The following is a 23424-nucleotide window of genomic DNA, read 5'->3' on the forward strand; positions in this document are numbered from 1 at the left end:
TTTGAGGTAGGTCTTATGAGTCTGATAGGACTTATGAAATTAGCCGACAATTTCACCGTTCGCTTTGCGCTCGGCTTCGCGTTGCACTAGCGGAATGGTGACTCCTGTTTCGGTGACGACATCGCCAAGATTAGAAATCGCAGTGAGCGGTTTGCCCTCGAATTCAGGGATGCTTGTTGCGATGACTTTGGATAGCGCATCGATGCTCTGCGGAGCCTCTTCAGCGGCTTCTCCGGAAAGCTCGAGAACGAGATCGCGGATGATTTCCCAGTCGCTGCGGGCATCGCCGGGAGGGATGCAGGCGGCGTTGAGTTTTTGCAGTCTTCCGGTGACGTTCACCATGCTTCCGCGTTTTTCGGCAGGGCCGGCACCGGGGAATACGATGTCGCTGGCTTGGGCGGTGGCATTGGCGGCGGTGTGGATGGAAATGAGCAGCTCGAGCGATTCGAGATCTTCTTTGCTGAAGCCCGCTTCTTCCAGCAGGTTTTCCGAGGCTACGATGACGGCCTTGATGTTGCCATTGCTGACACCTACGCGGATGCCGTCGAGTTTTCCAGTTGGGTAGTCATCCTGCAGCACCAGCTTGGCGCCGGTGGTGTTAGGATTGCGATCGGATGAGATCAACATGTCGTCTGACTCCTGCTCACGGGCCACGATGCTGAGGTTCTCGCTACCGAGTTCAGCGGCGAGGGCGCGCATCATGAAGAGTTCCTCGTTGGTCTGGCGACCAGAAGCAATCACGGCGATCTCTGAGGCATCGAACTGCTTCAGCGCATCGGCTGCCGATTCCAGCGCGTTCTCCCAGCAGGTTTCCTCATGGATGCCATCGGCTTTGATCAAACACGCAGTTAGGCGGTCTTCGTCGGTGGGGCAGACATAGTTCAGACGATGCGAATCCGGCATCCAGCAGGAGTTCACGTCGTCGTTCTGGCGTGGGGTGACGCGGAAGATTTTGTTACCGCGGGTCCAAATGGTGATGTTGGCTCCGGTGCCGCAGTTGGTATCGATGCTGTCGGTTTCCTTGAGGAACCAAGTGCGCATTTGGAAACGGAAATCGTTCGAGGTCAGCGCACCAACCGGACAGAGGTCCACGGTGTTGAGGCCGTAGTTGTTAGTCAGCTCCTTGCCGGGGAAAATTCCCACCGTCGTGTGGGTGCCACGCTCGGAGAATCCTAACACCGGCTCGTCAGCGACTTCGTCCATGAAGCGGATGCAGCGCGAGCACATGATGCAGCGCTCGTCGTCGAGGCGGATACGAGGTCCGATTTTGACGTTCTTCGGCTTCTTGATCTTGTCCTCTTTGAAACGCGACTGGCCTTTGCCGTAACCGACGGAAAATTCTTGCAGTCTGCACTCGCCAGCCTGGTCACAGATCGGGCAATCGAGCGGGTGGTTGATGAGCAGAAACTCCATCACACCCTCGCGGCATTTCTCCACGAGTTCGCCCTGGGTTTTGATCCCCATGTTCTCGGCCACGGTGTTGGCGCAGGCGATGACCGGACGTGGCATCCAGCCGATTTCCTGAAATCCATCGTCGCCATACTTCGGCTCTTCCCCGGGAGCGGGGCGGGGAGGCATGCCCATCTGCACCAGACACATACGGCAGTTCCCAGGTGAGGAAAGCTTCGGGTGATAGCAGTAGTGCGGCACTTCCTTTTCCGCGATCTTGCAGGCCTCGATCATACGTGTGCCACGTGGCACCTGGATCCAGTGGCCGTCGATCTGCACGTTGACCATGCCCTTTTCAGCGGCGAGGTCTTTGGGAAGTTGGGTGGTGTTAGAGTCACTCATTACTGGCTGATATATTTGAGTTGGCGTTGGGCTTCCTCGGAAAGGTATTCGTTTTCCTCCGATGTTTCGGAGGTGAGTTCATCGCGGAATTTGGCGATCATGGCCTCGACCGGCCAGGATGAGGCTTCGCCGAAGGCGCAGACGGTACGACCGTCGATCTGATAGGCCACGTCTTCGAGCGTTTGCACGTCCTCTGGGGTGGCTTTGCCTTCGACAATGCGGTCGGAGATTTTCTTCATCCACATGGATCCCTCACGGCACGGTGTGCACTGGCCGCAGGATTCGTGGGCGTAGAAGTGGTTGATGTTATTGAGCACCCAAGACATTTTCCGGGAGTCGTCCATGACGATGACTCCACCGGAGCCAGCCATCGATCCACAAGCGGCCATGGTATCGAAGTCCATGGGGATGTCGTAGAAGCTGAGTTCCTTTTCATCCTCACCTTTGCCGATTTTGAAAGTCTCGTCACAGCGCAGGATCTTGGCGGATGATCCGCCGGGGATGCAGGCTTTGAATGTGCGGCCGTCCTTAGGTCCGCCACAAACGTCGTTGAGCAGCTCGCCCATGGTGATTTTTCCGACTTCCACTTCGTAGTAACCAGGCTTTTTTACATCGCCGGAAACGCAGAGAATGCGAGTGCCGGTGTTGCGCGGGGTGCCGAGCTTGGCGTATTCCTCTCCGCCCATCTCGATGATGTGTTTGACGTGGCAGAGTGACTCGACGTTGTTAACGATGGTGGGAGCCATGTAAAGGCCGAGTGCCGCGGGGAAATAGGGAGGTTTAATGCGTGGGTAGGGGCGTTTGCCCTCAAGCGATTCGATCAAGCCGGTTTCTTCACCACAAATATAAGCTCCAGCACCACGGTGCACGTAGATTTCCAGATCAAAGCCTGAACCTAACACGTTCTTACCGACAAAGCCTTTCTCACGAGCTTCCTCGATGGCTTTTTCCATCAAAATGGCAGCCTCAGGAAACTCCTCACGCATGTAGATGTAAGCGGTGTGAGCGCCGACGGCAAATGCGGAGATCACCATGCCCTCAATGAGCTGGTGCGGATCTTGGTGAACGATGTATCTGTCCTTAAATGTGCCTGGCTCGGATTCATCGCAGTTGCAGATGAGGTAAACCGGCTTGGTGTTGTTAGGCGGAATAAATCCCCACTTCACACCGGTCGGGAAACCGGCACCGCCTCGGCCGCGCAGTCCGGATGCCTTCACCTCATTGGTGATGGCGATGGGCTCCATGGTGATGGCCTTTTTCAACTGCTCGTAGCCGCCGTTGTTCAGGTAGCAATCGATGGACGGATCCCAGCCGACACGATCGATGTTCTTGAAAATCAGGCGATACTCGCGCGGATCTGGCTCTTTGCCGGGGAGATATTGGATAGAGGACATGATAGGTCGTATGGGTCGTATAGGTCCTATGATTACGCCTTGTAGCGGTTGAGGAGTTCTTCAGCTTTTTCGGGAGCCACAGCTTCGTGAAAATCATCGTTCACCAGGCAGACTGGGCCGGTGCCGCAGGAGGCGAGGCACTCGGCGAATTCTACGGACCACTTACCGCAGGGTGACACCGCGATCGGATGGTGATGGGAGTCGCTGTTAGAACGATCGATCCCCGTCAGTTCGCAAATGCGCTCCATCAGCTCGGCAGAGCCGGCCATGGCGCAGGAAAGGGTGCGGCAGACGCGGAAATGGAACTTACCGGGGGCATACTCACGCAGGCCCGGGTAGAAGGAAACCACTTCGTAAACCTGCATCGGCTCGAGTCCCAGCTTCTGGGCAACCCACTCGGTGGCCTCCTTGCTGATGAAGCCGAAGTTGTGCTGGATGATGTGCAGCAGCGGCAGGACAGCGGAACGTTTTTGATCGTCCGGATAGTGGCTGATGCGCTCGTCTGCCTGCGCCTCAATCTCAGCTGAGGCGGCGAAGGGTGGGAAAGTAGTGGCGGTGTCCATTTTCTAACTAAATTACTGAATGACCAAATGATCTAACGGTCGCACTCACCCATGACGAAGTCGAGTGAGCCGAGGATGGCTGGCACATCGGAGACCATGTGGCCGGGCATCATGTGGGCGAGGATGGAAAGGTTCACAAAGGACGGGGAGCGGATCTTCATGCGGTGCGGCACACCTCCTCCTTTTGAGTTGATGTAGAAGCCGAGCTCGCCTTTGGGGTTTTCCGCGCCGAAGTAAACTTCGCCAGGAGGAGCATCGATGCCCTGTGTGGCGATGATGAAGTGGTGGATGAGCTCCTCCATGCTGGTGAGGGTCTTCTCCTTGGCGGGCAGAAGGTTTTTGTTATCGGCAATGTTCACCGGGCCGTCTGGCAGAGTAGCCAGCACTTGGCGGATAATCTTGATCGACTGACGCATTTCCTCCATGCGGACGAGGTAGCGATCGTATGAGTCGCCTTTTTCACCGATGGGAATGTCGAATTCATACTGCTCGTAGCCGAGGTAAGGATTGTCCTTACGCAGGTCGCGCGTGATGCCGGAGCCACGCAGGTTCGGGCCGGTGAGCCCCCAGGAAATGGCGTCTTTGGCAGAGATAGTGCCGACGTCGCACATGCGGGTCATGTAAATCTTATTGCGATCGAGCAGTTTGGAAATCTCATCGATACTCACGGAGCATTCATCGAGGAATTTTTCCAACTGGGCAACAAATCCCTCCGGCATGTCGCGGATCTGGCCGCCGACGCGGGTGTAGGAAGTGGTGAAACGCGCACCCGTCAGCTGTTCGCAAAGGTTGTAGGTTTTTTCACGCTCGGTGAAAGTGTAGAGAAATACGGTCATCGCTCCGACGTCCATGGCACAAACGCCGACCCCTAGCATGTGGGAAGCAATACGCGCCAATTCACAGCAAATCACGCGCACGGCCTGGCCGCGTGGAGGAAGCTCCCAGCCCATCAGCTTTTCAACAGCACAGGCGTAGGCGACGTTATTGGCGAGGGGAGCGAGGTAATCAAGCCGGTCAGTGTAGGGCACGAACTGGTTATAGTGCATGCTCTCGGCGATCTTTTCATCGCCTCGGTGCAGGTAGCCCACATCAGGATCGCACTTGGTCACGATCTCACCATCCAGCTCCAGCACCAGGCGCAGAACGCCGTGGGTGGCAGGGTGTGACGGCCCCATGTTCAAAACCATCTTTTCGCCCAGCAAATCCTGAGCTTCCGACTGGTATTCGCCATCGGCATGAGATGTCTGTTTTGGGTCGAGCCCGGCCTGTGTTTTGGCCGCGGTGTCGGGTGCCTGATATTCCGTTTGATTCATGAGATTTCGCCACGAACTTCGTGCCGCAATCCAGCCTGTTGAGCAAGGAGATTGTGAAATTTTTCACAAGCTGGGATGCATTGGCTCATTCATGTCTGGTCATCGGTGACCTTGTTGAATAAATTTCATCAATGAAGGTGGCTGCACGTGTGTTTTCAGTTGTTCTGACTGGTTTTCAAATGGTTGGGGCAGTAGCGGTGGGCTCGGATGCAATCAAAGAGGAAAAAGTGACCTTTGAAGGGGTGAAATACCGTGTCGTCAGGTTGTCAGCGGAGCGGTTGAAGTTAGTATGGAAAGGCAAAGACGGCAATCCGATGAGGAGTTTTGACCAAGTGCAGGACTATTACCAGAAACAAGGGGAAAGGTGTGTGTTCCTGATGAATGCGGGGATCTATGAGCCTGGTGGAATCCCGTCAGGCTTGCACATTCAAGATGGAAAGCAGCTTCTGCCGCTCAATACGAAAAATGGCTGGGGGAACTTCTATCTGAAACCGAACGGGATCTTCTGCATCATCAAGGGATGGCGGGGCGGAGCACATGTGATGTCGACTAATGATTACTCCGCGTATTTGAAACAAAGGCAGCGGATGCATCCTTACTCGGCACCGGTATTGGCAATACAGTCCGGCCCGCTACTTGTCTCCGGTGGCAAAGTGCATCCCAAATTCCGACCCAACTCCGATTCCAAGCTCTACAGAAACGGTGTGGGAGTCGATGATAAGGGAAGAATCGTATTCGCCATCACCGCCAAGGGGCAAGAGGTGAACCTTCATGGCTTTGCTAGATTATTCCTTCACTTCGGCTGTAAAAACGCCCTGTTTCTCGATGGCGACATCTCACGCATGGAGCTGAACCCCGCCGAAAAACTGCCGAGTCATGCGTTTGGTGCTATTTTTACAGTCACGGAACCTTTGTCTGAGGATCCGTGACGGTGTGTTTTTCGGATGGCCTATCTACGCCGTCTGAGCAGCAAAGCAAGGCCACCTAAGCCAACGAGGGCTGAGGTTGATGGTTCAGGAACAACGGCGAATTCGAAGCCTTGAACGACGAAAGCATTGTTAGCGGCATCATTGATTTGAATAGTAAATGAATCCGTAAACGCTAAGTCACCATCACTGAAGCTGAAGGTGTTTCCAGTGTTATTGCTATTGTTCTCGTCGGTGGCCAGAAGAACCGACCCTGTATCGACTCCATCAGCATCTCTTACTACGATGGAAGGACCATCATCTGAAGTAATTAAAGCATTATCTCCGGCAACATTTCCGAAGGTTCCCCCGAAACCTCCGGACTGATCTGCATTCGTTGAGCTTGGATTTTGGGATAGTAACGCTCTTACCACGAGACTTTCCCCAGCAGATAATCCAGACACATTACTGACTGTGAATTGCAGCACCTCAGCAGTGCCGTTAATGACATTCAGAAACGCTCCTGTATTTTCTACCGTTGATCCCAATCCTGCATTTATTCGGGCAATATCCCCACCGTTGGCACCACCCCCAACGGGGATGACAGCGGAAGCGGTTACGTCGAACGAGACACCTCCATCAGATACAGAAAACACAAATCCATCGGAATTAGCGCCGCCGGAGCCTCCCGCGGCAGTAAAATCAGCGAATAACGCGGCAGATGCCATTGATCCACTGCTGATGAAAAGAACAGAAAGCAGGGCGAGTTTGGAACGAGTATTTGGAATCATAATTACGAGTGGTTTTCGTCATAGTAAAAAAGTAGGAAAGCTCGTCAACCTGTTTCCTGAAGTTTGGTTGTCATATGCTCACTGAGCCAGTGGCGGAGGAGTGACGGCTTTCCGGCGGCCTCGGGTGACAAAGATCTCAGACCAGTCCATTTTCGCCGTGTAAATCATCAGCAGCGCCAGCGTTGCAATGGCTCCGATGGTGATCGTCAGTCCGCTCAAGCCATCGAAGAAAAAGCTGTAGCTGAACAGCACGAGGTAGGCGAATTGTGCCGGAAGCGCGATTTTCAACAGCGCCATGCCCGCCACCGCCCTCACATAGCAGCCGACCAAAACCAGCGACACCAGCGAGGCGATGATGAACGAATAGTGCAGCGGCAGCAGGTCCACCAGATAGGCAAACAGAATCTGGAAGGAGAAAAACCCGGCCGCGAGAAAGAAGTAGTTCATCGGGTGCAGGTTAAGTCCCTTGACCGCGCCGAGGATGAGTAGCACGGCGAAGAAAAACAGCAGCGAGACCGGTGCAAAGAAGCTCATCCGCGCGGCGATGGGGCCGGGGTTCAGCACCTTGGGCATATCCATGCCGATCTCTTGAGGATGGATGACGTCTGGATAGTTCCACTGAAGCTTCCACGTATTGGTCGCGGCGTCGAATTCCCGATCGGTGGGTGAGCTGGCACCGTCAGGGAAGTCAATCTCTGCGAAGCTGGTTTCCATTTCCAACTGGAAATTGCTGATCCGATCGATGTCGCCCAGCCTGTAGATCCAGCGATCGATTCCCCGGCTCTGGTAGGCAATTTTCAGCTGTACTTCGCCGCCGGCGGGGATCGTCGTGGCTTCTTCGATCACTCCTCCGCGCGGTGTCTGCTGCTGGCTTTTCTTCTCGCCCAGAGTGAACTCGAAGTTATTGAAGCTGCTGTTCTCGGAGGGCAGGGGGAAGGCGATGTAAACGGTCTGTTCGATCGGTGTGGGATTCGGAATCGTGTAGGTGGCCGTGAAGTCCGCGTTGTAAGTCCGGTTCCACGCGAGGCCCTTTTTCTTGGGCTCGAAGTCGAGCTTGATATCGATGTTGCTGGCGGTCGGCTGAATGTATTTCCGTCCAGACTGACCTGTGGGCGAGAGATACCAGACCGATGGATGCGACTGCCCTTGAGCCGGTCCCCAAAGATTGGTGACGCTCTCAGAGTTCTTGCCGTGAGCCGTGGATGTGCGAGCCGTCATGGCTCCGCCGAGAAAAACCCAGGCGAGGGTGGCACCACCGAGAATGAACCCGATGGCGAGAATGTGTTTGAAGCTGATGGTATTGGATTTCATGATTTGATAGGGTCGAGGGTTACTGGTTTTTCTTGCGGTAGAAAATGTCGACGTGGGCGGCCTGATTCCGGCAGAGGCGCTTCACCAGAGTGATGGCCTGGCCGCCTTGCTTATTGCTTGAGAGTGTGAGGTTGCCATCCAGCGCGCTGGCTTCGTAGGCATTTGGCAGGTTGATCATCCAGTGCATCTCGTGGATAAAAACGGGAGTGAGCGGCAGGGCGATGGAGAGTTTTCCGCTGAGCGGCTGGATTTTTTCCAGCTTTGAGGTGAAGGATAGCTTCACCACGCTGTTAGGTTTTTTGTCCGCTTGCTTGGCTGGCAGGCTGAGCTGCAGAGAGCCGTCGCTAAGCACGATCGGATTCGTTGAGTTGCCGTCGATCTGGCATGTGAGGATCTCACTATTTTCCGGCAGGGTGAAGGTCCACAGCTTTGGGTCACGGTGGGAAATGGTCAGTGCGCCTTCTGTTAGTGTTGATCCATCAGGCACGATTTGAGTTTTGAACAGGGCGGATTCGATGGTGGCCGTCGCGGTCTGGATCTGCGCGAGGCGTTTGCCCTTGAGTTGAACTTCGCTTGCCTGTGGCAGTTTGAGAATGAGTGGCATGCCTTGGCTTTTCATCCAGTCGGCCGCCATGCTGGGCTCGATTCTCGCTATTTCACGGGTAGGTGTTAGCTGAAACTCCGCTGGAGTAACGAGGGCTAGCTGGCCACGAGATTGTTCCGCATCCTTGAGGTGGGGGATGTTCAGAGTCCAAGTTTCATCAGCATCCGGTAGAGGTAGTGTGTAGAGAAGGGTCAGTCGGCGCCGACTGATCCCATGGCTGTTCCATGTCAGTTGAATTTGTTGCTGCAGATTTTCCGTCCACCGCGAGAGATCAGGGCCGGTGACTGAAATCACGCGGGCATCCTTTGGCAGAATGAGATTTGCAGCCGTGGCGGCATCACCTTCCTTGGCATTGAGTTGGACACGGGCCTCGGCCTGGAGTTCGTTGTCCTTGACGACGTAGAGCACTCGGGAGTCTGCCGACCAAGTGGACGCCTTCGCCGCAGCATGCCGAGTGGGGGAGATTCTAACATCTCCTCCGGCAATGGGCAGAATGTAATCGCCAGCATCACCGCGTTCCGCTCCTTGAATTTCATAGCCAGTCAAATCGCTGATAACTAACCGACCCGATGTCGCAGCGATGAATTGAAAGTTGAAGCTTCCGTCCGGCTGGGCAGGAACTAACAGACTGATCTTGATCGAGTGCTCACCGGCTCCCTGAGTGAGAAAGGCGAGGTGTCCCTTTTCCGCAGTTAAGACGGTGTTGGTTGGTTCGATTTGTTGAACCGGATAACGGTCACTGACTAAAGGCAAAGAAATCCAGCCGTCGGCAAAGGTGGTGACGGCGAACGAAGCAGTGACCTTGGCCAGTTTCTCAGAGGCTAGCTCAAGCTGGTAAACCGCACTGCGAACGGTGGCCTTGACTGGCGGAGCAGGTTTTTTCTCCGCCTGCTTGGTCTGTAGGTCTTCGATTAGCTGTCGAAGGTTATTATAGGAGAGTGTTAGTTCGGCTTTATCGGACTTGGTGTGAAGTCCTACCGATTCCGGCTTGGGTGGCGCAGCCAACGAGAAAGTCGTCGTCAGGCTGAGCGAGGTGAGAAGCGCAAGGTGTTTATTCATGACGCCGCCAAGCTGGCAGCACCATGTGAAATCCTGATGAATGCAGGGTGAATTGTCGGTGAAATTTGAGCAGGTGATTAGCTCATCTAGCAGCAGCTACTTCTTCCCCTTTGGCCCATAATCGTCACGCGTGAAGTGCGATTCCCAATCAGCTTTCCATCCACTCCACTCAAGCTGCACTGGCAGCTCTTCATAAGAATACGCGCCGCGCAAAAACCGACCGTCTCGTGTGAATGCGAAGTTCACCTTGCCGCTGCGTTTTTCTCCCTGCCACGTGCCGATGAGTCCGGTGTTAGATGCCTTGAGCGTGAGTTTGCGATCGGCGCAAAGGCCCGACCACTCACCGTTGGTATGCTTGGTCAGGGTGAGGGGACCGTAGAACGTTTCCCATTTCCCCGCCAGATTCTCGTGAGGATCGTGGGCGATCAGGTTTTCCTTGGCAAAGGTCAGCTCGGAGAGATGCACGCGATGCTGTAAACGTGTCTGGTTCTTGGTGTCTTTGATCGACAGGGTAATGGTCGGATTTTTCACCTGCCAATCAATATCCACCACGGCGAAATTCGCCCCTCCATAGCCAGGCCCCACACGGCGGCGGGTGCGGGCGGCTCCCAGTGGCACATTGAGCGAGCTGCTGGTGAAATCGACCAGTGAGTAGCAGTCTTTAGGATCCATGACATTCAGTTCAGCGCCATGGATATCGCCACTGAGAAACACCACCCCTTCTGCCCGATGTTTCACAATCATGTCCACCAGGCGTTGCTGCTCGTGAGGGAAATTGCACCAGGCCTCGTAGCCGGTGTGATGCGCGGCGAACTGAATGCTGGTGCCGATGAGACGGATGCGCGCTGGCTTTTGCAATTCCTTCTCTAACCACTGCCACTGCGCCTCACCTAACATGGTCTTCTCAGGAGACGTGTCAGGTTTCCATCGGCCCATCGGACGGTAGGGCGGTTTGTCCTCGATGCGTGCCAGCTCTGATCTGAAATAGCGGGTGTCTAACAAGATCAGCTGCACCCGCTTGTCGCCTTGGCCGAAGTAGTAGCTGGTGTAGATTCCCTCGCGCTTGCGGCGTGGGCTATCGGGGCGCTCGTTGAAGAACTTGAGGAAAAGTTGCTGGGATTCCGCGCGCTCCGGATATTCGCTGCCGGCATCGTTGAATCCGTAGTCGTGATCGTCCCAAGTGGCCAGCACCGGACAGCTGGCCGCCAGCTTACGATAGCCCTCGGTCGCACCCAGCTCGGCGTATTTTTTCTGCATCACCGCCATGTCGTGAGTATCGGCATACATGTTATCGCCCAGCCAGAGCCACAGCTGCGGTTTGTTTTCGAGAATCGGCTGCCAGTGCTTCTGCGAGTGCGATGATTTCCAACAGGAGCCAAACGCAAAGTGGCTCAGTGTCATCTCTGGGTTGTCGTTTGGCAGAGTCTTATGAGTCAGTTCCTCAGCCTGGGCAAAAATAGCGGAGCTAAGAACGAGGGTGAAAAGGGCGCGGATCATGAGATGGGAAAGGGGAAAAGCTTCAGAGCGAAAACACGCTAAGGGGCAAGAAAGGGTATGAAAAGATCATACGCCCGAAGCCATCAGAATATATCCCCGAAGAAAGTCAAAAAAGACACTTGTAAAAATCTGTATTTTCAGTAATTACTGAAAGTGATGAAGGGCAACACAGAAAACACCACCCCCAAGCTCGATGAAGTCCGCGATGGATTCATCGCCCAGTGGGGTGCGTTTGGCAGCCAGTGGGGCATCAACCGCACCATGGCCCAGATCCACGCTCTGCTAATGACCGGCACCGATGCCTTGAGCACCGATGAAGTCATGGAAAAGCTCAGCATCAGCCGCGGCAACGCCCATACCAATCTCAAGGAACTGGTCAGCTGGGGCCTCGTCCGCATCATCGTCAGGAAAGGGGAGCGCAAGGAGTTCTTCGAGGCCGAGAAGGATGTGTGGAAAATCTTCACCATCATCCTGCGCGAACGCCAACGCCGCGAGATCGACCCAGCCCTGGAACTGCTCCGCGACTGCCAGCTGGAAACCAAAGGTCTCAAAGGAGCCGATGCCGAAGCTTTCCGAAACCAGGTGAAAGAGCTGGAGCAATTTGTCAGCTTCGCCCGTAACGTCGGCGGCAAAGTCGGCAAACTCTCCTACGGCCCGGCGATGAAACTCGCCGCCAAAGTGCTCGGCTAATTCCCAAGCCCACCAAGCCACTCACTCATTTCCTCACAATACAAACTTTCAATATTTCCTGAAAATACAAACTTAACCGACTCATGACCGCCTTCCTCAATACCCACTGGACTGATCTTCTGGTAGTCAACTACCGCTTGGATCCGACCGCTATCGGTTTATTAGAGGAGCACCTCCCCGCCGGCACCGAGCTGGATACCTACCATGGCGATCACTACGTCAGCGTAGTCGCCTTCGAGTTCAGCAAGACCCGCATCATGGGCATTCCCATGCCGTTCTATCGAAGCTTCCCAGAAATCAACCTGCGCTTCTACGTCCGCCGCAAAGTGAATGGTGAATGGCGACGCGGAGTGGTCTTCATCAAAGAAATCGTGCCCTGCAAATTGCCAGCCCTGATCGCCAACAAAGTCTTCAAAGAAAATTTCCACGTCCGCCCACTGAGCTGCGAAACCACCGACAAAAAACTCACCTACCGCTGGACGGAAAACGACGAAGCCCAAGAGCTGCAAATCGATCGCCTAACAGAACTCGAAACACCCAATCCAGGCAGCCTCACCGAGCACATCATCGACCACTACTGGGCCTACAAAAAAATCACCCCCAAAGTCACCGGCGAATTCAAAGTCACCCACCGCCCCTGGAAAACCCGCCCCTGCCACAACGCCCACATCAATCTCAACCTAGCAAAAGTCTACGGCAAAAAATGGGCCAACGCCCTAACCCCAGTCAGCACCTTCTACGCCAACGGCAGCCAAGTAGGCGTCACCAACCCCAAAAAACTAAAGACCTAACAACCCAAGTCTTCCTTTCGCGCATTTCGCACCCTTTCGCGGTCAAAAAATAGAAACCCAATCCCATGAAAATACCCACAAACATCCAATACATCGAAGTCTACTACGACGGTCGCTGCGGCATGTGCTGCACCTTCCACGAGTGGGTGAACGCACAAACGCGAGCCTTCCCAGTCCGCTTCATCGCCTACCAAGACCCGCAGGCCGAGGAGTGGTTCCCCGGCGTCAACGAACTAGAACCCGAACGAGAGATGATCGTGCGAACCCACGATCACCAACTCTACCGCGGAGCCGAAGGCTGGGTGCTCTGCCTGCTCAGCTGTCAGAAATACCAAGCCATCGCCCGTCGCATCGCCAGCCCCACGCTGCTGCCATTCGCCGAGAAAACCTGCCACGAATTAGCCGCCCGACGCCACAAGCTAAGTAAGGTTTTCTTCCGCAAAAAAGACAAAGAAGTCGCCGCAGAGCTGCACCGCATGCCGGCTGAAGAATGCGCCGGAACCTGCAGCAACATTCCTGACGGTCTTATCTAACGAATCTCTCCTCACCACTAACCAACACAAAACAATGAATAACACAGTCATCACCTACATCGCCTATCTCATCGTCGCCATTCCTCTCACCATTTGGGTGGCCAAGACACTGCACAAAAACGGTCGGGTCTTTCTGCTGAAAAGCATGAACAACGATGAGAATCTCGCCGATAGCGTCAACCACCTGTTAGTGGTCGGCTTCTACCTGGTGAACCTCGGATTTGTCTCGCTCTACCTGAAGCTCGATACCGGAGTGGAAAGTATCAGCGGCATTTTCGAAGCCCTGAGCGCCAAGCTCGGCGTAGTCATGCTCGTGCTAGGCGGCATGCACTTTTTCAACATCTTCCTGTTCTCACGCCTCGGTAAAAAGAACTGCGATCCCACACCCGCCACGCCACCCGCCTACGCCGGATGGAACAAAGCAGCGGAGCCAAAGTAGGGCAGGTTTGCAACCTGCCGACAACCCAAGCATGAAGCACTCACCAAGTTTGCCGACAGCTTACAAAGCTGTCCTACCGTCATGACCACTTACGCACTCCAATTCGCAGGCATCATCCTGCTCTGTATCACCTCGGCCAATTTCTTTGCTCCGAAGAAAATGCGCTGGTCGGTGAACCTAGCGAAGACCGAACCGGTATTCCGTCAGGTGTTCATCATCCACTGTGTCTTCCTGTTAGCCTGCGTGGTGGCCATGGCGCTGCTCTGTCTGTTGAAACCCGACTGGCTGCTAGCCGATGGCCTGGGCAGAGCGGTGGCGGGTTTCATCGCCCTGTTCTGGATCGCACGAGTTCTGGCTCAGGTTTTCTACTACGAGAAAAGCATCAAACGTCAGTTCCCATTCTTCAATATCCTGTTCACCGTGGCTTTCCTCTACCTGGCCACCGTTTTCACCGCCGTCTTTTTCAATCTCATCTAACATTTATTCATCATGATCACCCACGAACTCATCCGCACCGCAGTCATCCTGGCCGGCGTGGGTCAGCTGATCCTCGTCGTCGCCAGCGCGGTGATTCCGCGCTGTCTCGATTGGAAAGGCCCGCTCGGCACGCTGCCGAAACTCATGCGCCAGCTGTTCTGGACCTACGCTGGATACATCCTCGGCATGCATCTGTTCTTCGGTGTGATCTCTACCTTTGGCACGGGCCTGCTACTCGATGGCACACGGCAAGCTGCCATTCTCTGCGCGCTGATGATGACCTGGTGGGCCGTGAGGATCGGACTGCAGTTCTTCTGTTTCGACCGCAAGGGGATTCCGCAAACACGCTTCAATGTGATGGCCGAAGTCCTGTTAGTCTGCCTGTTCCTCTTCCTCGCGATAACCTATGGCTACGCGCTGTGGCACAACGTAGGGCAGGTTTGCAACCTGCCGACAACCTAAGCACGAACTAATCACCAAGTTTGCCGACAGCTTACAAAGCCGTCCTACCATGATCGACTACCTCTACAGTTTCCTGTTAGCCTTGGCATTCCTCGCTATCAGCCGCGTAGGCACCAAGCGCTACGTGCTGTGGCCAGGATTGCTGATCGTGCTGACACTGGTGCATGTAAATCACCTCGCCGATCATCCATTCGCCCGCATGGTGGTCATTTGCTCGGTGCTGCTGATGGGCATGAAGGGGATCGTGCTGGCGGAGTGGGGAAGATATCTAACATGGCCTCGATGGTTTGCGTTTACTATCCTCTGGTTCGGCATGGATCCGACGCCATTTGCTGCGGAGAAAAGAAAGCTGCGATGGAAAAAGGACGCCATGATCGGTCTCAGCTTTCTTCTGGTGGGATTGGCACTCAGCACGGTGGTGGCGTACATGCCCACCGACTCCATCCTAATCATGTTCGTGCCGATGAGCCTCGGCTTTCACTACGGCGCATTGCGTCTGCTCACCGCTTTCTGGCGTATGCAGGGAATTGCTGTTCGGCCGCTTTTCCGCAACCCACTGCTGAGTCGTGGTCTGGCTGATTTCTGGGCGAAACGCTGGAACCTGTCGTTCTCGCAAATGATGGCCAGAGCGGTGCAGCGCCCCTTGGTCAGTCGCCTCGGAAAACGTCCGGCCCTGTTCGCTGTTTTCCTCGTTTCAGGTCTGCTGCACGAGCTCGCCATCACCGTGCCGGTGCAGAGCGGCTATGGATTACCGACGCTTTATTTTATCCTGCACGGCTTGGTGGTGTTGATCGAGAAGCCCAGCTGGCCGCTGTGGTTTAGTCGGGCACTGGCGCTGCTGCTTGTCGCCGCACCATTACCGTTCCTCTTTCCCCCCGTGTTCACTGAGAACGTCATCCGATACACTCTCAACTATCTGCAAATTTTCTAACCTAACATCATCATGAAAAAACTCATCATCGCCGGAGCCAATGGATTTTTGGCCCGTTACTTGACCCGATATTTCACCGAGCGCGACTGGGAAGTGGTCGGTCTGGCCCGTCATCGCGAGGGGATGGACGCGCAGTGTCGCTACGTGCACTGGGATGGCGAAACGTTGGGCGACTGGGCTCAGGAAATGGACGGAGCCGATTTCTTGGTGAACCTCGCTGGCCGTTCGGTGAATTGTCGCTACAATGAATCTAACAAACGCCTCATCACCGAGTCGCGTGTGAACAGCACCCGCGTGCTGGGCGAGGCGATTGCTCAGTGCACTACACCACCAGAACTCTGGATCAACTCTAGCACCGCCACGATTTACCGTCATGCCGAAGACCGACCGCAGAGTGACACTGGGGAAATAGGGGATGGTTTTTCAGTAGGAGTTGCCAAGGCATGGGAAGAGGCATTCTTCGGTGCCAAGGTGCCGGGTCGCGTGCGCAAGGTGGCCGTGCGCACCTCCATGGTGCTCGCGGATGAACCTGGCACTGTTTACCGTTACCTCTATCAGCTCGCACGTTTTGGGCTGGGTGGCAAGGTGGGCAGTGGCAAACAAATGGTCAGCTGGATTCACATCGAAGACTTCTGTCGGGCGATCGACTGGCTGATCGAGCACGACGAGATTTCCGGACCGATCAACGTCACCTCGCCAGATCCGCTGCCGAATGCTGAGGTGATGCGTCGATTCCGCAAACTGGCAGGGAGATCGATCGGATTGCCCGCGAGCAAGTGGATGGCGGAAATCGGAGCATTTCTTCTACGCACGGAAACCGAACTCATTCTCAAAAGCCGCTGGGTGGTGCCGACCCGATTGTTAGAACATGGTTTTGTTTTCAATCACCCGGAGATGGAGCCGTGGAAGTGGCGGGAATGATCTGTTTTTTACCAAAGACCTGATCTATAATTATCGCCATGAACAATATGCTCATCGCAGGCGCCAACGGATTTCTGGCACGCCATCTCAGCGGCTATTTCGCGGAGAAGGGATGGAATGTGGTTGGTCTGGCACGTCATGATGACGGCCTGCACAGCCAGTGCCGCTACGTTCATTGGGATGGTAAATCGCTGGGCGACTGGGCCACCGAGCTCGACCAATGTGATGTGCTCATCAACATGGTAGGGCGATCTATCAACTGTCGTCACACCGAGGAAAACAAAAAGCAGATTTTGAATTCGCGCGTGGACAGCACCAAGGTGTTAGGCGAGGCGGTAGGTGCATGTGAAACTCCTCCGAAACTGTGGATCAACGGCAGCGCAGCGGGAATCTACGAGGATACTTATGAAACTGCGCACAACGAATCCGGTGAGCATGGCGATGGCTTCATCGCCGATGTCGTGAAAGCATGGGAAGATGAATTTTTCAGCGCAAAAATTCCAGCCTCAGTCCGCAGAGTGGCGCTGCGCACAACAATGGTCTTGGCCGATGCTCCAGGGAACCCATACCGCTATCTGCACACCTTGGCCAAGTTCGGATTGGGCGGAAAAGTAGGCAACGGCAAACAAATGGTCAGCTGGGTGCATATCGATGATGTGCCCCGTGTGGTGGAATTTGTGATCGATCACGATGCGCTTTCCGGACCGGTCAATATGGCAGCACCAGATGCTGTTAGTAATGCCGAGATGATGCGCAGGTTTCGGAAAGAGGCCGGTGTGCCGTTCGGACTGCCAGCTCCCGCGTGGGCGGCACGCATCGGGGCTTATGTCATCGGCACAGCACCGGAACTTATCTTGAGCAGTAACTGGGTGGTGCCTGAGAAGTTGTTAGCAAACGGTTTTGATTTCTCGAAGCCTGAGATGGAGCCTTGGGCATGGTAGGACGACTTTGTAAGTTGTCGGCAACCCAAGGAATAATCAACCCACGTGTCCTGCATAGCTTCAGCGACGAAAGGAGCACGATGCACTCACCAAGTTTGCCGACAGCTTACAAAGCTGTCCTACTCTCATAGGCTACCTCTATCAAGCTGACCTTCAGTCATCGCGCTCTACTCTACGAGAAAACCCACGGATTCTCCGTGGGCTGGTATGAATTTCTCCTTTGGAGAAGGTGTGAAACAGACTTTCCTATGCGCCATTCCTGCTAGGAATAGTGAAGTCTGGTGTGCTGCCTGAGAGACTCAAGGTGCGCTTTTTGCGATCAACGGTAATGAGAGTTTCGAGAGCCTTCGTTATCAAGATAGAGGTATCAGTATCGCCGGTAATAGCCACGTTCCTATCAAACCGGGCGTCGTCAATGGTGATTGTCGCTTTCATGCATCATCCATGAAAATGAAAACTTTACGATTCAAATAATGTCTCGAAGTTACTGTTTACCAACGATGTATCAAGAGTCTTTGAAGCAGCTTCCATGATGGCGATGAGGTTCGCTGGGTGGTTCAGCTCATCGGAAAGTGGGTGGGTGATGATGTTTTCAGGCGGCAGCATATCGGGCGCGTCGGTTTCCATGAGGAGTCGGTCTGATGGCACCTCTCGGAAGACGTCGAGCACCTTGGCTTTTTTCGGATGCAGGAAATAGCCGGAGAAAGAGAAATAGGCTCCCAGCTTTGTGAGGCGCGGTATGAGTTCGGCAGAGCCGCCGTAGGAATGCAGGAGGAAACCTCGTTTGGGGAGTTCGTGTGATTCCAGAACATCGATCAGTGGCCCCCAGGCTTTCAGGCAGTGGATGGTGAGGGGGAGGTTGCGCTCGGTGGCTATTTCTAACTGGGCGGTAAAAATCTCGGTTTGTAAATCGATGTCGTAGTCTTTGATCCAGCGATCCAGTCCGCACTCGCCTAGGCAGCTGTTAGGAAATGCATCGAGGTAATAGAGCAGTTGCTCTTTCCAACCGTCGGCTGGCTTTTTCCACGGGTGTAGACCGAAAGAGGGAATGACGAGGTCCGGGTATTGTTTCGCGAGTTCGGCGACTTTAGGCCAGTCGTCTGGACAGGTGCCGTTGACGACGCAGCGGGTGACACCGGCTTCTAACATCTCAGTCACCACCGTTTCGCGGATGGAGTCGAAACGGGCATCCTGAAGGTGATTGTGGGCGTCGGTCACAGCTGGGTGAGTTGCTTGGCGGCGGCTTCGAGATCCTCTTGGCTGAAATCGGAGAGTTCCACGGTGGAGGATGGGGTAGGATAGTTAGACTTGTCGTCACCGGCACGACGGTAAACGAGATCGTAATGATCCACGAGAATGGACATGACAAACTCGGGCCACTGTCCGGCGTCGATTTGTTCGTGCCAGAGGTTGACTTGATCGTGGCCGCGTAGTTTCACTAGCTTGTCTAACAGGCCTTTCAGGTGCTCTGGCTTTTTGGTGAAGTGGGGGTAGTCATCGAGCAGAAATTCGGCGCGTTTTTCGATGGGGAGGTTGATCTCGATGACGCGACCTTGGCTGAGTTTTTTCCACAGTGGGGGCGCGCAGTGGATACGTCCAATGCGATTGCTCTCGGCCTCGGTGAACACCGGTTTGGAGAAGTCGAACTTGCGGATGGTTTCCCACAGGGATGTTTCGAAATGTTTCTGGCTGGGCTGGGTGGTGTCGGGTGCTAGGCCCAACACAGAGCCGCGATGGTTGGCCAGTCCCTCGAGATCGAGAACTTGCGCTCCTTGCTTTTCCAAGGTGTGCAGCAGGCGCGTTTTTGCAACGCCCGTGGGGCCGGACAGAACGGTGAGTTCGAGTTCTTCACTTGCTAACAGACGTTCCAGATCCTCGGTAATATATTTACGGAATGCCTTGTAGCCGCCTTCAATGATACGTGCGCGCCAGCCGATGGAGCGGAGGATGTGCGCCAGTGAGTTCGACCGCATACCGCCGCGCCAGCAATAGACGAGGGGGGTGTAAGACTTATCCTTGTCGGCTAACGGGCCTTTGAGATGTCTGGCGGCGTTGGCCGAGATCATGGCGGCACCGAGTCGGCGCGCGGCAAAGGGATCGTCTTTATACAAAGTACCAACCTCCTTGCGCTCGGCATCGCTCAGCACCGGGAGGTTGATGGCACCCGGTAGATGATCCTCGCCGAACTCCCAAGGCGAGCGCACATCGATGATCTCGGTGAACTCACTGAGATCGTGCGGCAGGGTGATGGTTTCGACATGTTTCATGGCGAAACGGTGAGGGTTTCCAAAATCTAACTACTCGCTCTTCGCGGCAGCAGGTTTGTTATTCATCGCAGGTTTGTGGAAGCCGAGGTAAGCGCTGGCAGTTCCAAGCGCAATGATCAGGATCCAAGCAGCGATGCCTTTGATGACGCGGCGCTTGGCCAAGACCATGCTGGCTCCGAAGATCACCCAGATGAACAGTTTGATCATCATCCAGGTAGGAAAGCTGGAGCCGTAGGCGATTTGATAAACGTCCTTCATCTTGGCCTGCATTCCAAAGCCGCCTAACAAGATAAGTAACAGTCCGATGCCATGACCAACGGCAGCGGCTTTGGTGGATTTCTCACCGGTGAAAAGTGATCCGAAGGCAAACATTAGGGTGAAGATGCCGATGAAGTGGATGAGGCGATATGTTTCGTAGTTCATGGAGTGGATTATTTAGGTTAGAAAATAGGAGTGTTAGAATTCTTTGACAACGGCCTTTTCTTCGAGGTCGATTCCCAAAGTGTCATTAAAACCGGAGCAAATGCCTTCCATCAAGTCGCTGACAGCTTCGATGACCGTCAGTATGGCTTGAGTGTAGTTCGCCTCGGCAAGTGATGGTTGCGATTTTTCGAGGGTATGGTCGAGCGCTTTCGCAGGTAAAAATGGTTCTAGCCCGTAGCCGACGATGAGACCGATCTTTCCTGACTTCGGATCGAGCCCTAGCAGGATATCATGATTTTTGCCGCCTTTGCTGCTATCGGCGCAGAGATCACCCTGATTGAAGAGCCAGAAAAGATGGGTGGCGATGGGGAATTTGGTGTCGAATTTACCAATCAGCACATGCATATTCACCTGTGGGAACTTGCGTCCGAGCCTGTTCAGAGCACGGTTGATTTTCTTGTCAGCCCCTTTTTCCAGTATCCCGATCGTATCAGTAAAGCCTCTGGTCGTGCGGGGCATCGGACCTAACAGGCTGTTGGCCGTATACAGCGAGAGTAAACACGATGGGCATTCCTTGGAGGTCTCGGTAAGAACTGTGCGGCAATAGGGGCACTGCATGCGGGGAATCATATACACTGAAGCTGAATGTCGGAAGTCTTAAAGTAAGGGTTGTCGCGTTTCAGAGTTGGCATTGTCAGGAAAACGTGGGAGGAAAGGGCATGGCACGTTTTACAGACAAAGTTGCAGTAGTCACCGGCGCAGGCCGGGGAATCGGATCAGAAATCGCTCGGGCATTCGCCGCCGAGGGTGGAAAAGTCGCCGTCGTCAGCAGAAGTGAAGGTAGCTGTGGCGCAGCAGCAGATTCGATCAATGCCGACTTCCCTGACTCTGCAAAAGCCTACGCCATCGACGTGTCAGATCACGATGCGGTGCAGGAGTTAGGAAAACAAATCATCGCTGACTTCGGCAGCGTCAACATCCTGGTCAACAACGCCGGTGTCACTCGCGACGGCCTGATGATGCGCATGAAGGACGATGACTGGGACACCGTGTTAGATACCAATCTCAAAGGGGCTTTCAATACCGTCAAAGCCTTCCAGCGCACGCTGATGAAGGCCACCGATCCACGCATCATCAACATCAGCTCTGTTATCGGACTGATCGGTAACGCAGGTCAGGTCAACTACGCCGCAAGTAAGGCTGGACTGATCGGATTTTCAAAATCCGTCGCTCGTGAGTTGGCGGGTCGCAAGGTCACTTGTAATGCCATCGCACCAGGATTCATCGTCACCGACATGACGGATGAGCTCAATGATGCGCAAAAGGAAGGTATTCTCGGAAATATTCCTCTCAAGGCCATGGGTGAAACCGAAGACATCGCTAATCTCGTGCTCTTCTTGGCAAGCGCCGAGGCTCGCTACATCACCGGGCAGGTGATCGCGTGTGACGGTGGCATGACCATGTAGGCTTTTAGCCACCCAATCTATAAAACTGATGAAGCTCCTGATTATTCGCCACGCCAAAGCTGAAGGGTTTGCAATGAATGATTCGGCGCGAGTCCTGACCGAGAAGGGGAAGGATCAGGCCAAGCGGGTAGGGGAGCTACTGAAGCGACAGGGCTTGGTGCCCGATATCACATTGGCTAGTCCTTATGCGAGGGCCAAGGAGACGGCGGAAATTTTTTGTGAATCATCCGGAGCTGAGCCGCCTGTCATCGAGCCATGGCTGGCATGTGGCATGAGTCCTACGTTGGCGATGGAGGAGCTGCAGGCTTACTCAAATTTCGAAACCGTGGCGATCTGTGGCCACAATCCAGATTTTTCCTACTTGGCCGAGGCCTTGTTAGGCTCCCAGACGGGAGGCATCCACGTCTGTAAAGCGTCAATCATCGTGTTCGATGAGGTGCGACCACCTTCGAAGAGTGGCTACTTGGAAATGATTCTGCCGCCGACAGTTTTCTAGATCGTCGAATCGTCCTCCAAGGAAGGTGAGGGTTGGTCTTCGATGACCTCCACCTTGCATGCAGTGATGCCACGGTGGATGAATCCTAACTTTTCAGCGGCGCCTTTGGTGACGTCAATGATACGGCCCTTGGTGTATGGCCCGCGGTCGGTGATCTTGACGATCACCGATTTATTGTTAGTGGTATTTGTCACACGAACCTTCGTTCCCATAGGCAGGGTTTTGTGGGCTGCGGTCATGGCGTAGTCGCGGAGAGGTATGCCGCTGGCGGTGTGGGTACCTCCGTTACACTTGATCTGATACCATGAGGCTTTGCCTTGGTAGGTTTTTGTTACAAGCGGCTCAGGCGGTGTCGGTGTATCGACCGAGAGGTGGCTGGAGTTGCTAGCGCAGTTACTCAGTAGCATGGCTGATGAAAATGCGAGGCCTAGAAGAGCATGGATCTTGTTCATGTCGCGGCGATATACGCTCAGGAAATGGAGATCGTCAATGCTTTTGAACCGAGCTCTGACATACGTATGAGACTGATTATCAGCGATAAAAAAGCCCCCAGCGGCGTGAAAAGCCGTGGAGGCGGGTTGTGGCGATATACGTCTGTGAAATTTTGGATTTAGTTCTTCTTAAGCACTTCCACTTTGCAGGCGGTCATTGCGAATAAGCTGTTTTTTCCGTCCAGGCCTTTGGTGGAAAAATTTTGTGGTCCAGTATCAACGATTAATGAGGATCAAATAGTTCCGCACCGGCTTGTTCAAGAAGCCCCGATGGCTCTTTCCGCCTCCCCGAACGTTGCCTCCGACCCATAGATCAGAAGAGCGCCCTCCGTCGAGATTGACTGCTGTGCGGACTTTGAAGCCGGCCGTCGACTGGTTTGCCAATGCTCTCGCAAGTTGGTCAAGTGAGCTGGCGGTGGTGTGACCGATCGCCCAGTGATGATTGCCATCCCAGGCGATGAAGCTGCGTGGTCGAGGTTTGTCTTTCGAGAGTCCGGAGACGATGCGTGAGTTTTCTACCAGCATGGGGCCGGTTTGAAGGAGGTTCTGGGTATTCCAGCTGTTGGCTGTCTTTTGGTAGGTTTCACGACGAACGATGACGGCGCGATCATGGGTGGAAATAAACACACCGGCGCCAAGGGATGACTTGTTGAGATGGCCACGCCGGGATCCTGTTTCCACCAGAAGTCCGAGAGGTTTGCCCTCCGGGGTGAAAAATCCACCGTTGATCGCGGCCAATCCGCCGTATGTCGCTGCGGCATCCTTTGCCGTCATCCATCTGCTGCCGGGACCGTTCTGTTGATCGGCGACGCGGAGTTGATGTTTGCGTCCGTCGAAATGAACCATGGATAAAATAACGCTATTTCTC

The 23424-nt window shown here is 54.4% G+C and carries 27 protein-coding genes; 12 read left to right on the forward strand and 15 right to left on the reverse strand.

Annotated features, from left to right (window positions below; all coding sequences use genetic code 11):
- Positions 1–39 precede the first annotated feature (39 nt).
- The 4 genes from ACSPJT_RS19570 to nuoD are packed head-to-tail and all read right to left on the reverse strand — an operon-like array spanning position 40 to position 5061.
- Positions 40–1791, reverse strand: coding sequence for a molybdopterin-dependent oxidoreductase (locus tag ACSPJT_RS19570; RefSeq protein ID WP_435894247.1), 1752 nt, complete (start codon positions 1789–1791; stop codon positions 40–42).
- Positions 1791–3185 (reverse strand): NADH-quinone oxidoreductase subunit NuoF, encoded by a 1395-nt coding sequence (gene nuoF, locus ACSPJT_RS19575; RefSeq protein ID WP_435894248.1) that lies wholly within the window; start codon positions 3183–3185, stop codon positions 1791–1793. Before nuoF ends, ACSPJT_RS19570 begins: the two co-directional genes overlap by 1 nt.
- A gap of 32 nt (positions 3186–3217) precedes the next feature.
- A complete protein-coding gene (locus ACSPJT_RS19580) occupies positions 3218–3748 on the reverse strand; it encodes an NADH-quinone oxidoreductase subunit NuoE family protein (RefSeq protein ID WP_435894249.1) in 531 nt (176 codons plus the stop codon).
- Positions 3749–3780: 32 nt separating this feature from the next.
- Positions 3781–5061: an NADH dehydrogenase (quinone) subunit D gene (gene nuoD / locus ACSPJT_RS19585; protein WP_435894250.1), complete on the reverse strand. Its 1281-nt coding sequence runs from the start codon at positions 5059–5061 to the stop codon at positions 3781–3783.
- Positions 5062–5192: 131 nt separating this feature from the next.
- On the opposite strand from nuoD, the gene ACSPJT_RS19590 reads away from it, so the two are divergent.
- Positions 5193–5990, forward strand: coding sequence for a phosphodiester glycosidase family protein (locus ACSPJT_RS19590; protein ID WP_435894251.1), 798 nt, complete (start codon positions 5193–5195; stop codon positions 5988–5990).
- A 20-nt stretch (positions 5991–6010) separates the two neighbouring features.
- On the opposite strand, the gene ACSPJT_RS19595 is transcribed toward ACSPJT_RS19590, so the two are convergent.
- From ACSPJT_RS19595 to ACSPJT_RS19610, 4 genes are all read right to left on the reverse strand, one after another.
- Complete coding sequence (locus tag ACSPJT_RS19595; protein ID WP_435894252.1) at positions 6011–6757, reverse strand: PEP-CTERM sorting domain-containing protein; 747 nt, start codon at positions 6755–6757, stop codon at positions 6011–6013.
- A 78-nt stretch (positions 6758–6835) separates the two neighbouring features.
- Positions 6836–8068, reverse strand: coding sequence for an inner membrane CreD family protein (locus tag ACSPJT_RS19600; protein ID WP_435894253.1), 1233 nt, complete (start codon positions 8066–8068; stop codon positions 6836–6838).
- A 19-nt stretch (positions 8069–8087) separates the two neighbouring features.
- The gene (locus tag ACSPJT_RS19605; protein WP_435894254.1) at positions 8088–9731 is read right to left on the reverse strand and encodes a hypothetical protein; all 1644 of its coding nucleotides are present in this window, start codon (positions 9729–9731) and stop codon (positions 8088–8090) included.
- A 96-nt stretch (positions 9732–9827) separates the two neighbouring features.
- Positions 9828–11228, reverse strand: a complete 1401-nt coding sequence (locus tag ACSPJT_RS19610) for an alkaline phosphatase D family protein (protein WP_435894255.1) — start codon at positions 11226–11228, stop codon at positions 9828–9830.
- A gap of 156 nt (positions 11229–11384) precedes the next feature.
- Here ACSPJT_RS19610 and ACSPJT_RS19615 point away from each other — a divergent pair, with 156 nt between their 5' ends.
- The 9 genes from ACSPJT_RS19615 (at position 11385) to ACSPJT_RS19655 (ending at position 17413) form a co-directional block, all read left to right on the forward strand.
- Positions 11385–11918, forward strand: coding sequence for a GbsR/MarR family transcriptional regulator (locus ACSPJT_RS19615; protein WP_435894256.1), 534 nt, complete (start codon positions 11385–11387; stop codon positions 11916–11918).
- Between the two features lie 83 nt (positions 11919–12001).
- A complete protein-coding gene (locus ACSPJT_RS19620; RefSeq protein ID WP_435894257.1) occupies positions 12002–12709 on the forward strand; it encodes a YqjF family protein in 708 nt (235 codons plus the stop codon).
- A 65-nt stretch (positions 12710–12774) separates the two neighbouring features.
- Positions 12775–13242, forward strand: a complete 468-nt coding sequence (locus ACSPJT_RS19625; RefSeq protein ID WP_435894258.1) for a thiol-disulfide oxidoreductase DCC family protein — start codon at positions 12775–12777, stop codon at positions 13240–13242.
- Between the two features lie 34 nt (positions 13243–13276).
- A complete protein-coding gene (locus ACSPJT_RS19630) occupies positions 13277–13681 on the forward strand; it encodes a hypothetical protein (protein ID WP_435894259.1) in 405 nt (134 codons plus the stop codon).
- Positions 13682–13762: 81 nt separating this feature from the next.
- Positions 13763–14158: a hypothetical protein gene (locus tag ACSPJT_RS19635; RefSeq protein ID WP_435894260.1), complete on the forward strand. Its 396-nt coding sequence runs from the start codon at positions 13763–13765 to the stop codon at positions 14156–14158.
- A 12-nt stretch (positions 14159–14170) separates the two neighbouring features.
- Positions 14171–14620, forward strand: coding sequence for a hypothetical protein (locus ACSPJT_RS19640; RefSeq protein WP_435894261.1), 450 nt, complete (start codon positions 14171–14173; stop codon positions 14618–14620).
- 49 nt (positions 14621–14669) lie between these two features.
- Complete coding sequence (locus tag ACSPJT_RS19645; RefSeq protein WP_435894262.1) at positions 14670–15551, forward strand: wax synthase family protein; 882 nt, start codon at positions 14670–14672, stop codon at positions 15549–15551.
- A 12-nt stretch (positions 15552–15563) separates the two neighbouring features.
- Positions 15564–16472, forward strand: a complete 909-nt coding sequence (locus ACSPJT_RS19650) for a TIGR01777 family oxidoreductase (RefSeq protein WP_435894263.1) — start codon at positions 15564–15566, stop codon at positions 16470–16472.
- A 38-nt stretch (positions 16473–16510) separates the two neighbouring features.
- Entirely contained in the window at positions 16511–17413 is a 903-nt protein-coding gene (locus ACSPJT_RS19655) for a TIGR01777 family oxidoreductase (RefSeq protein WP_435894264.1), read from the forward strand.
- Between the two features lie 246 nt (positions 17414–17659).
- On the opposite strand, the gene ACSPJT_RS19660 is transcribed toward ACSPJT_RS19655, so the two are convergent.
- From ACSPJT_RS19660 to ACSPJT_RS19680, 5 genes are read right to left on the reverse strand one after another with little or no spacing between them, the layout of a single operon-like run.
- Positions 17660–17848, reverse strand: coding sequence for a type II toxin-antitoxin system VapB family antitoxin (locus ACSPJT_RS19660; RefSeq protein WP_435894265.1), 189 nt, complete (start codon positions 17846–17848; stop codon positions 17660–17662).
- A 24-nt stretch (positions 17849–17872) separates the two neighbouring features.
- Positions 17873–18631 carry a TatD family hydrolase gene (locus ACSPJT_RS19665; protein ID WP_435894266.1) on the reverse strand — a complete coding sequence of 253 codons (759 nt, stop codon included), beginning with the start codon at positions 18629–18631 and terminating at the stop codon, positions 17873–17875.
- A complete protein-coding gene (gene mnmH, locus ACSPJT_RS19670; RefSeq protein ID WP_435894267.1) occupies positions 18628–19680 on the reverse strand; it encodes a tRNA 2-selenouridine(34) synthase MnmH in 1053 nt (350 codons plus the stop codon). Before mnmH ends, ACSPJT_RS19665 begins: the two co-directional genes overlap by 4 nt.
- A 30-nt stretch (positions 19681–19710) precedes the next feature.
- Positions 19711–20103 carry a hypothetical protein gene (locus tag ACSPJT_RS19675; protein ID WP_435894268.1) on the reverse strand — a complete coding sequence of 131 codons (393 nt, stop codon included), beginning with the start codon at positions 20101–20103 and terminating at the stop codon, positions 19711–19713.
- 33 nt (positions 20104–20136) lie between these two features.
- Complete coding sequence (locus ACSPJT_RS19680; protein ID WP_435894269.1) at positions 20137–20721, reverse strand: TPM domain-containing protein; 585 nt, start codon at positions 20719–20721, stop codon at positions 20137–20139.
- A 101-nt stretch (positions 20722–20822) separates the two neighbouring features.
- Here ACSPJT_RS19680 and fabG point away from each other — a divergent pair, with 101 nt between their 5' ends.
- Together fabG and sixA are read left to right on the forward strand one after the other, a co-directional pair.
- Positions 20823–21569: a 3-oxoacyl-[acyl-carrier-protein] reductase gene (fabG, locus tag ACSPJT_RS19685; protein WP_435894270.1), complete on the forward strand. Its 747-nt coding sequence runs from the start codon at positions 20823–20825 to the stop codon at positions 21567–21569.
- Between the two features lie 28 nt (positions 21570–21597).
- Positions 21598–22065 carry a phosphohistidine phosphatase SixA gene (gene sixA, locus ACSPJT_RS19690; RefSeq protein WP_435894271.1) on the forward strand — a complete coding sequence of 156 codons (468 nt, stop codon included), beginning with the start codon at positions 21598–21600 and terminating at the stop codon, positions 22063–22065.
- On the opposite strand, the gene ACSPJT_RS19695 is transcribed toward sixA, so the two are convergent.
- On the reverse strand, positions 22062–22517 hold the full coding sequence (locus ACSPJT_RS19695; protein WP_435894272.1) for a septal ring lytic transglycosylase RlpA family protein: 456 nt from the start codon (positions 22515–22517) through the stop codon (positions 22062–22064). The genes sixA and ACSPJT_RS19695 overlap by 4 nt on opposite strands.
- Positions 22518–22772: 255 nt before the next feature.
- Positions 22773–23402, reverse strand: coding sequence for a phosphodiester glycosidase family protein (locus ACSPJT_RS19700; RefSeq protein WP_435894273.1), 630 nt, complete (start codon positions 23400–23402; stop codon positions 22773–22775).
- Between the last annotated feature and the right edge of the window lie 22 nt (positions 23403–23424).

The sequence above is a fragment of the Oceaniferula spumae genome, assembly GCF_042849255.1.
Classification (GTDB): domain Bacteria; phylum Verrucomicrobiota; class Verrucomicrobiia; order Verrucomicrobiales; family Akkermansiaceae; genus Oceaniferula; species Oceaniferula spumae.

What these genes read in the sequence shown, in the direction of transcription:
- ACSPJT_RS19570 (WP_435894247.1), bottom strand. Translation starts at nt 1,791, where the DNA reads ATGAGTGACTCTAACACCACCCAACTTCCCAAAGACCTCGCCGCTGAA.
- nuoF (WP_435894248.1), bottom strand. Translation starts at nt 3,185, where the DNA reads ATGTCCTCTATCCAATATCTCCCCGGCAAAGAGCCAGATCCGCGCGAG.
- ACSPJT_RS19580 (WP_435894249.1), bottom strand. Translation starts at nt 3,748, where the DNA reads ATGGACACCGCCACTACTTTCCCACCCTTCGCCGCCTCAGCTGAGATT.
- nuoD (WP_435894250.1), bottom strand. Translation starts at nt 5,061, where the DNA reads ATGAATCAAACGGAATATCAGGCACCCGACACCGCGGCCAAAACACAG.
- ACSPJT_RS19590 (WP_435894251.1), top strand. Translation starts at nt 5,193, where the DNA reads ATGAAGGTGGCTGCACGTGTGTTTTCAGTTGTTCTGACTGGTTTTCAA.
- ACSPJT_RS19595 (WP_435894252.1), bottom strand. Translation starts at nt 6,757, where the DNA reads ATGATTCCAAATACTCGTTCCAAACTCGCCCTGCTTTCTGTTCTTTTC.
- ACSPJT_RS19600 (WP_435894253.1), bottom strand. Translation starts at nt 8,068, where the DNA reads ATGAAATCCAATACCATCAGCTTCAAACACATTCTCGCCATCGGGTTC.
- ACSPJT_RS19605 (WP_435894254.1), bottom strand. Translation starts at nt 9,731, where the DNA reads ATGAATAAACACCTTGCGCTTCTCACCTCGCTCAGCCTGACGACGACT.
- ACSPJT_RS19610 (WP_435894255.1), bottom strand. Translation starts at nt 11,228, where the DNA reads ATGATCCGCGCCCTTTTCACCCTCGTTCTTAGCTCCGCTATTTTTGCC.
- ACSPJT_RS19615 (WP_435894256.1), top strand. Translation starts at nt 11,385, where the DNA reads ATGAAGGGCAACACAGAAAACACCACCCCCAAGCTCGATGAAGTCCGC.
- ACSPJT_RS19620 (WP_435894257.1), top strand. Translation starts at nt 12,002, where the DNA reads ATGACCGCCTTCCTCAATACCCACTGGACTGATCTTCTGGTAGTCAAC.
- ACSPJT_RS19625 (WP_435894258.1), top strand. Translation starts at nt 12,775, where the DNA reads ATGAAAATACCCACAAACATCCAATACATCGAAGTCTACTACGACGGT.
- ACSPJT_RS19630 (WP_435894259.1), top strand. Translation starts at nt 13,277, where the DNA reads ATGAATAACACAGTCATCACCTACATCGCCTATCTCATCGTCGCCATT.
- ACSPJT_RS19635 (WP_435894260.1), top strand. Translation starts at nt 13,763, where the DNA reads ATGACCACTTACGCACTCCAATTCGCAGGCATCATCCTGCTCTGTATC.
- ACSPJT_RS19640 (WP_435894261.1), top strand. Translation starts at nt 14,171, where the DNA reads ATGATCACCCACGAACTCATCCGCACCGCAGTCATCCTGGCCGGCGTG.
- ACSPJT_RS19645 (WP_435894262.1), top strand. Translation starts at nt 14,670, where the DNA reads ATGATCGACTACCTCTACAGTTTCCTGTTAGCCTTGGCATTCCTCGCT.
- ACSPJT_RS19650 (WP_435894263.1), top strand. Translation starts at nt 15,564, where the DNA reads ATGAAAAAACTCATCATCGCCGGAGCCAATGGATTTTTGGCCCGTTAC.
- ACSPJT_RS19655 (WP_435894264.1), top strand. Translation starts at nt 16,511, where the DNA reads ATGAACAATATGCTCATCGCAGGCGCCAACGGATTTCTGGCACGCCAT.
- ACSPJT_RS19660 (WP_435894265.1), bottom strand. Translation starts at nt 17,848, where the DNA reads ATGAAAGCGACAATCACCATTGACGACGCCCGGTTTGATAGGAACGTG.
- mnmH (WP_435894267.1), bottom strand. Translation starts at nt 19,680, where the DNA reads ATGAAACATGTCGAAACCATCACCCTGCCGCACGATCTCAGTGAGTTC.
- ACSPJT_RS19675 (WP_435894268.1), bottom strand. Translation starts at nt 20,103, where the DNA reads ATGAACTACGAAACATATCGCCTCATCCACTTCATCGGCATCTTCACC.
- ACSPJT_RS19680 (WP_435894269.1), bottom strand. Translation starts at nt 20,721, where the DNA reads ATGCAGTGCCCCTATTGCCGCACAGTTCTTACCGAGACCTCCAAGGAA.
- fabG (WP_435894270.1), top strand. Translation starts at nt 20,823, where the DNA reads ATGGCACGTTTTACAGACAAAGTTGCAGTAGTCACCGGCGCAGGCCGG.
- sixA (WP_435894271.1), top strand. Translation starts at nt 21,598, where the DNA reads ATGAAGCTCCTGATTATTCGCCACGCCAAAGCTGAAGGGTTTGCAATG.
- ACSPJT_RS19695 (WP_435894272.1), bottom strand. Translation starts at nt 22,517, where the DNA reads ATGAACAAGATCCATGCTCTTCTAGGCCTCGCATTTTCATCAGCCATG.
- ACSPJT_RS19700 (WP_435894273.1), bottom strand. Translation starts at nt 23,402, where the DNA reads ATGGTTCATTTCGACGGACGCAAACATCAACTCCGCGTCGCCGATCAA.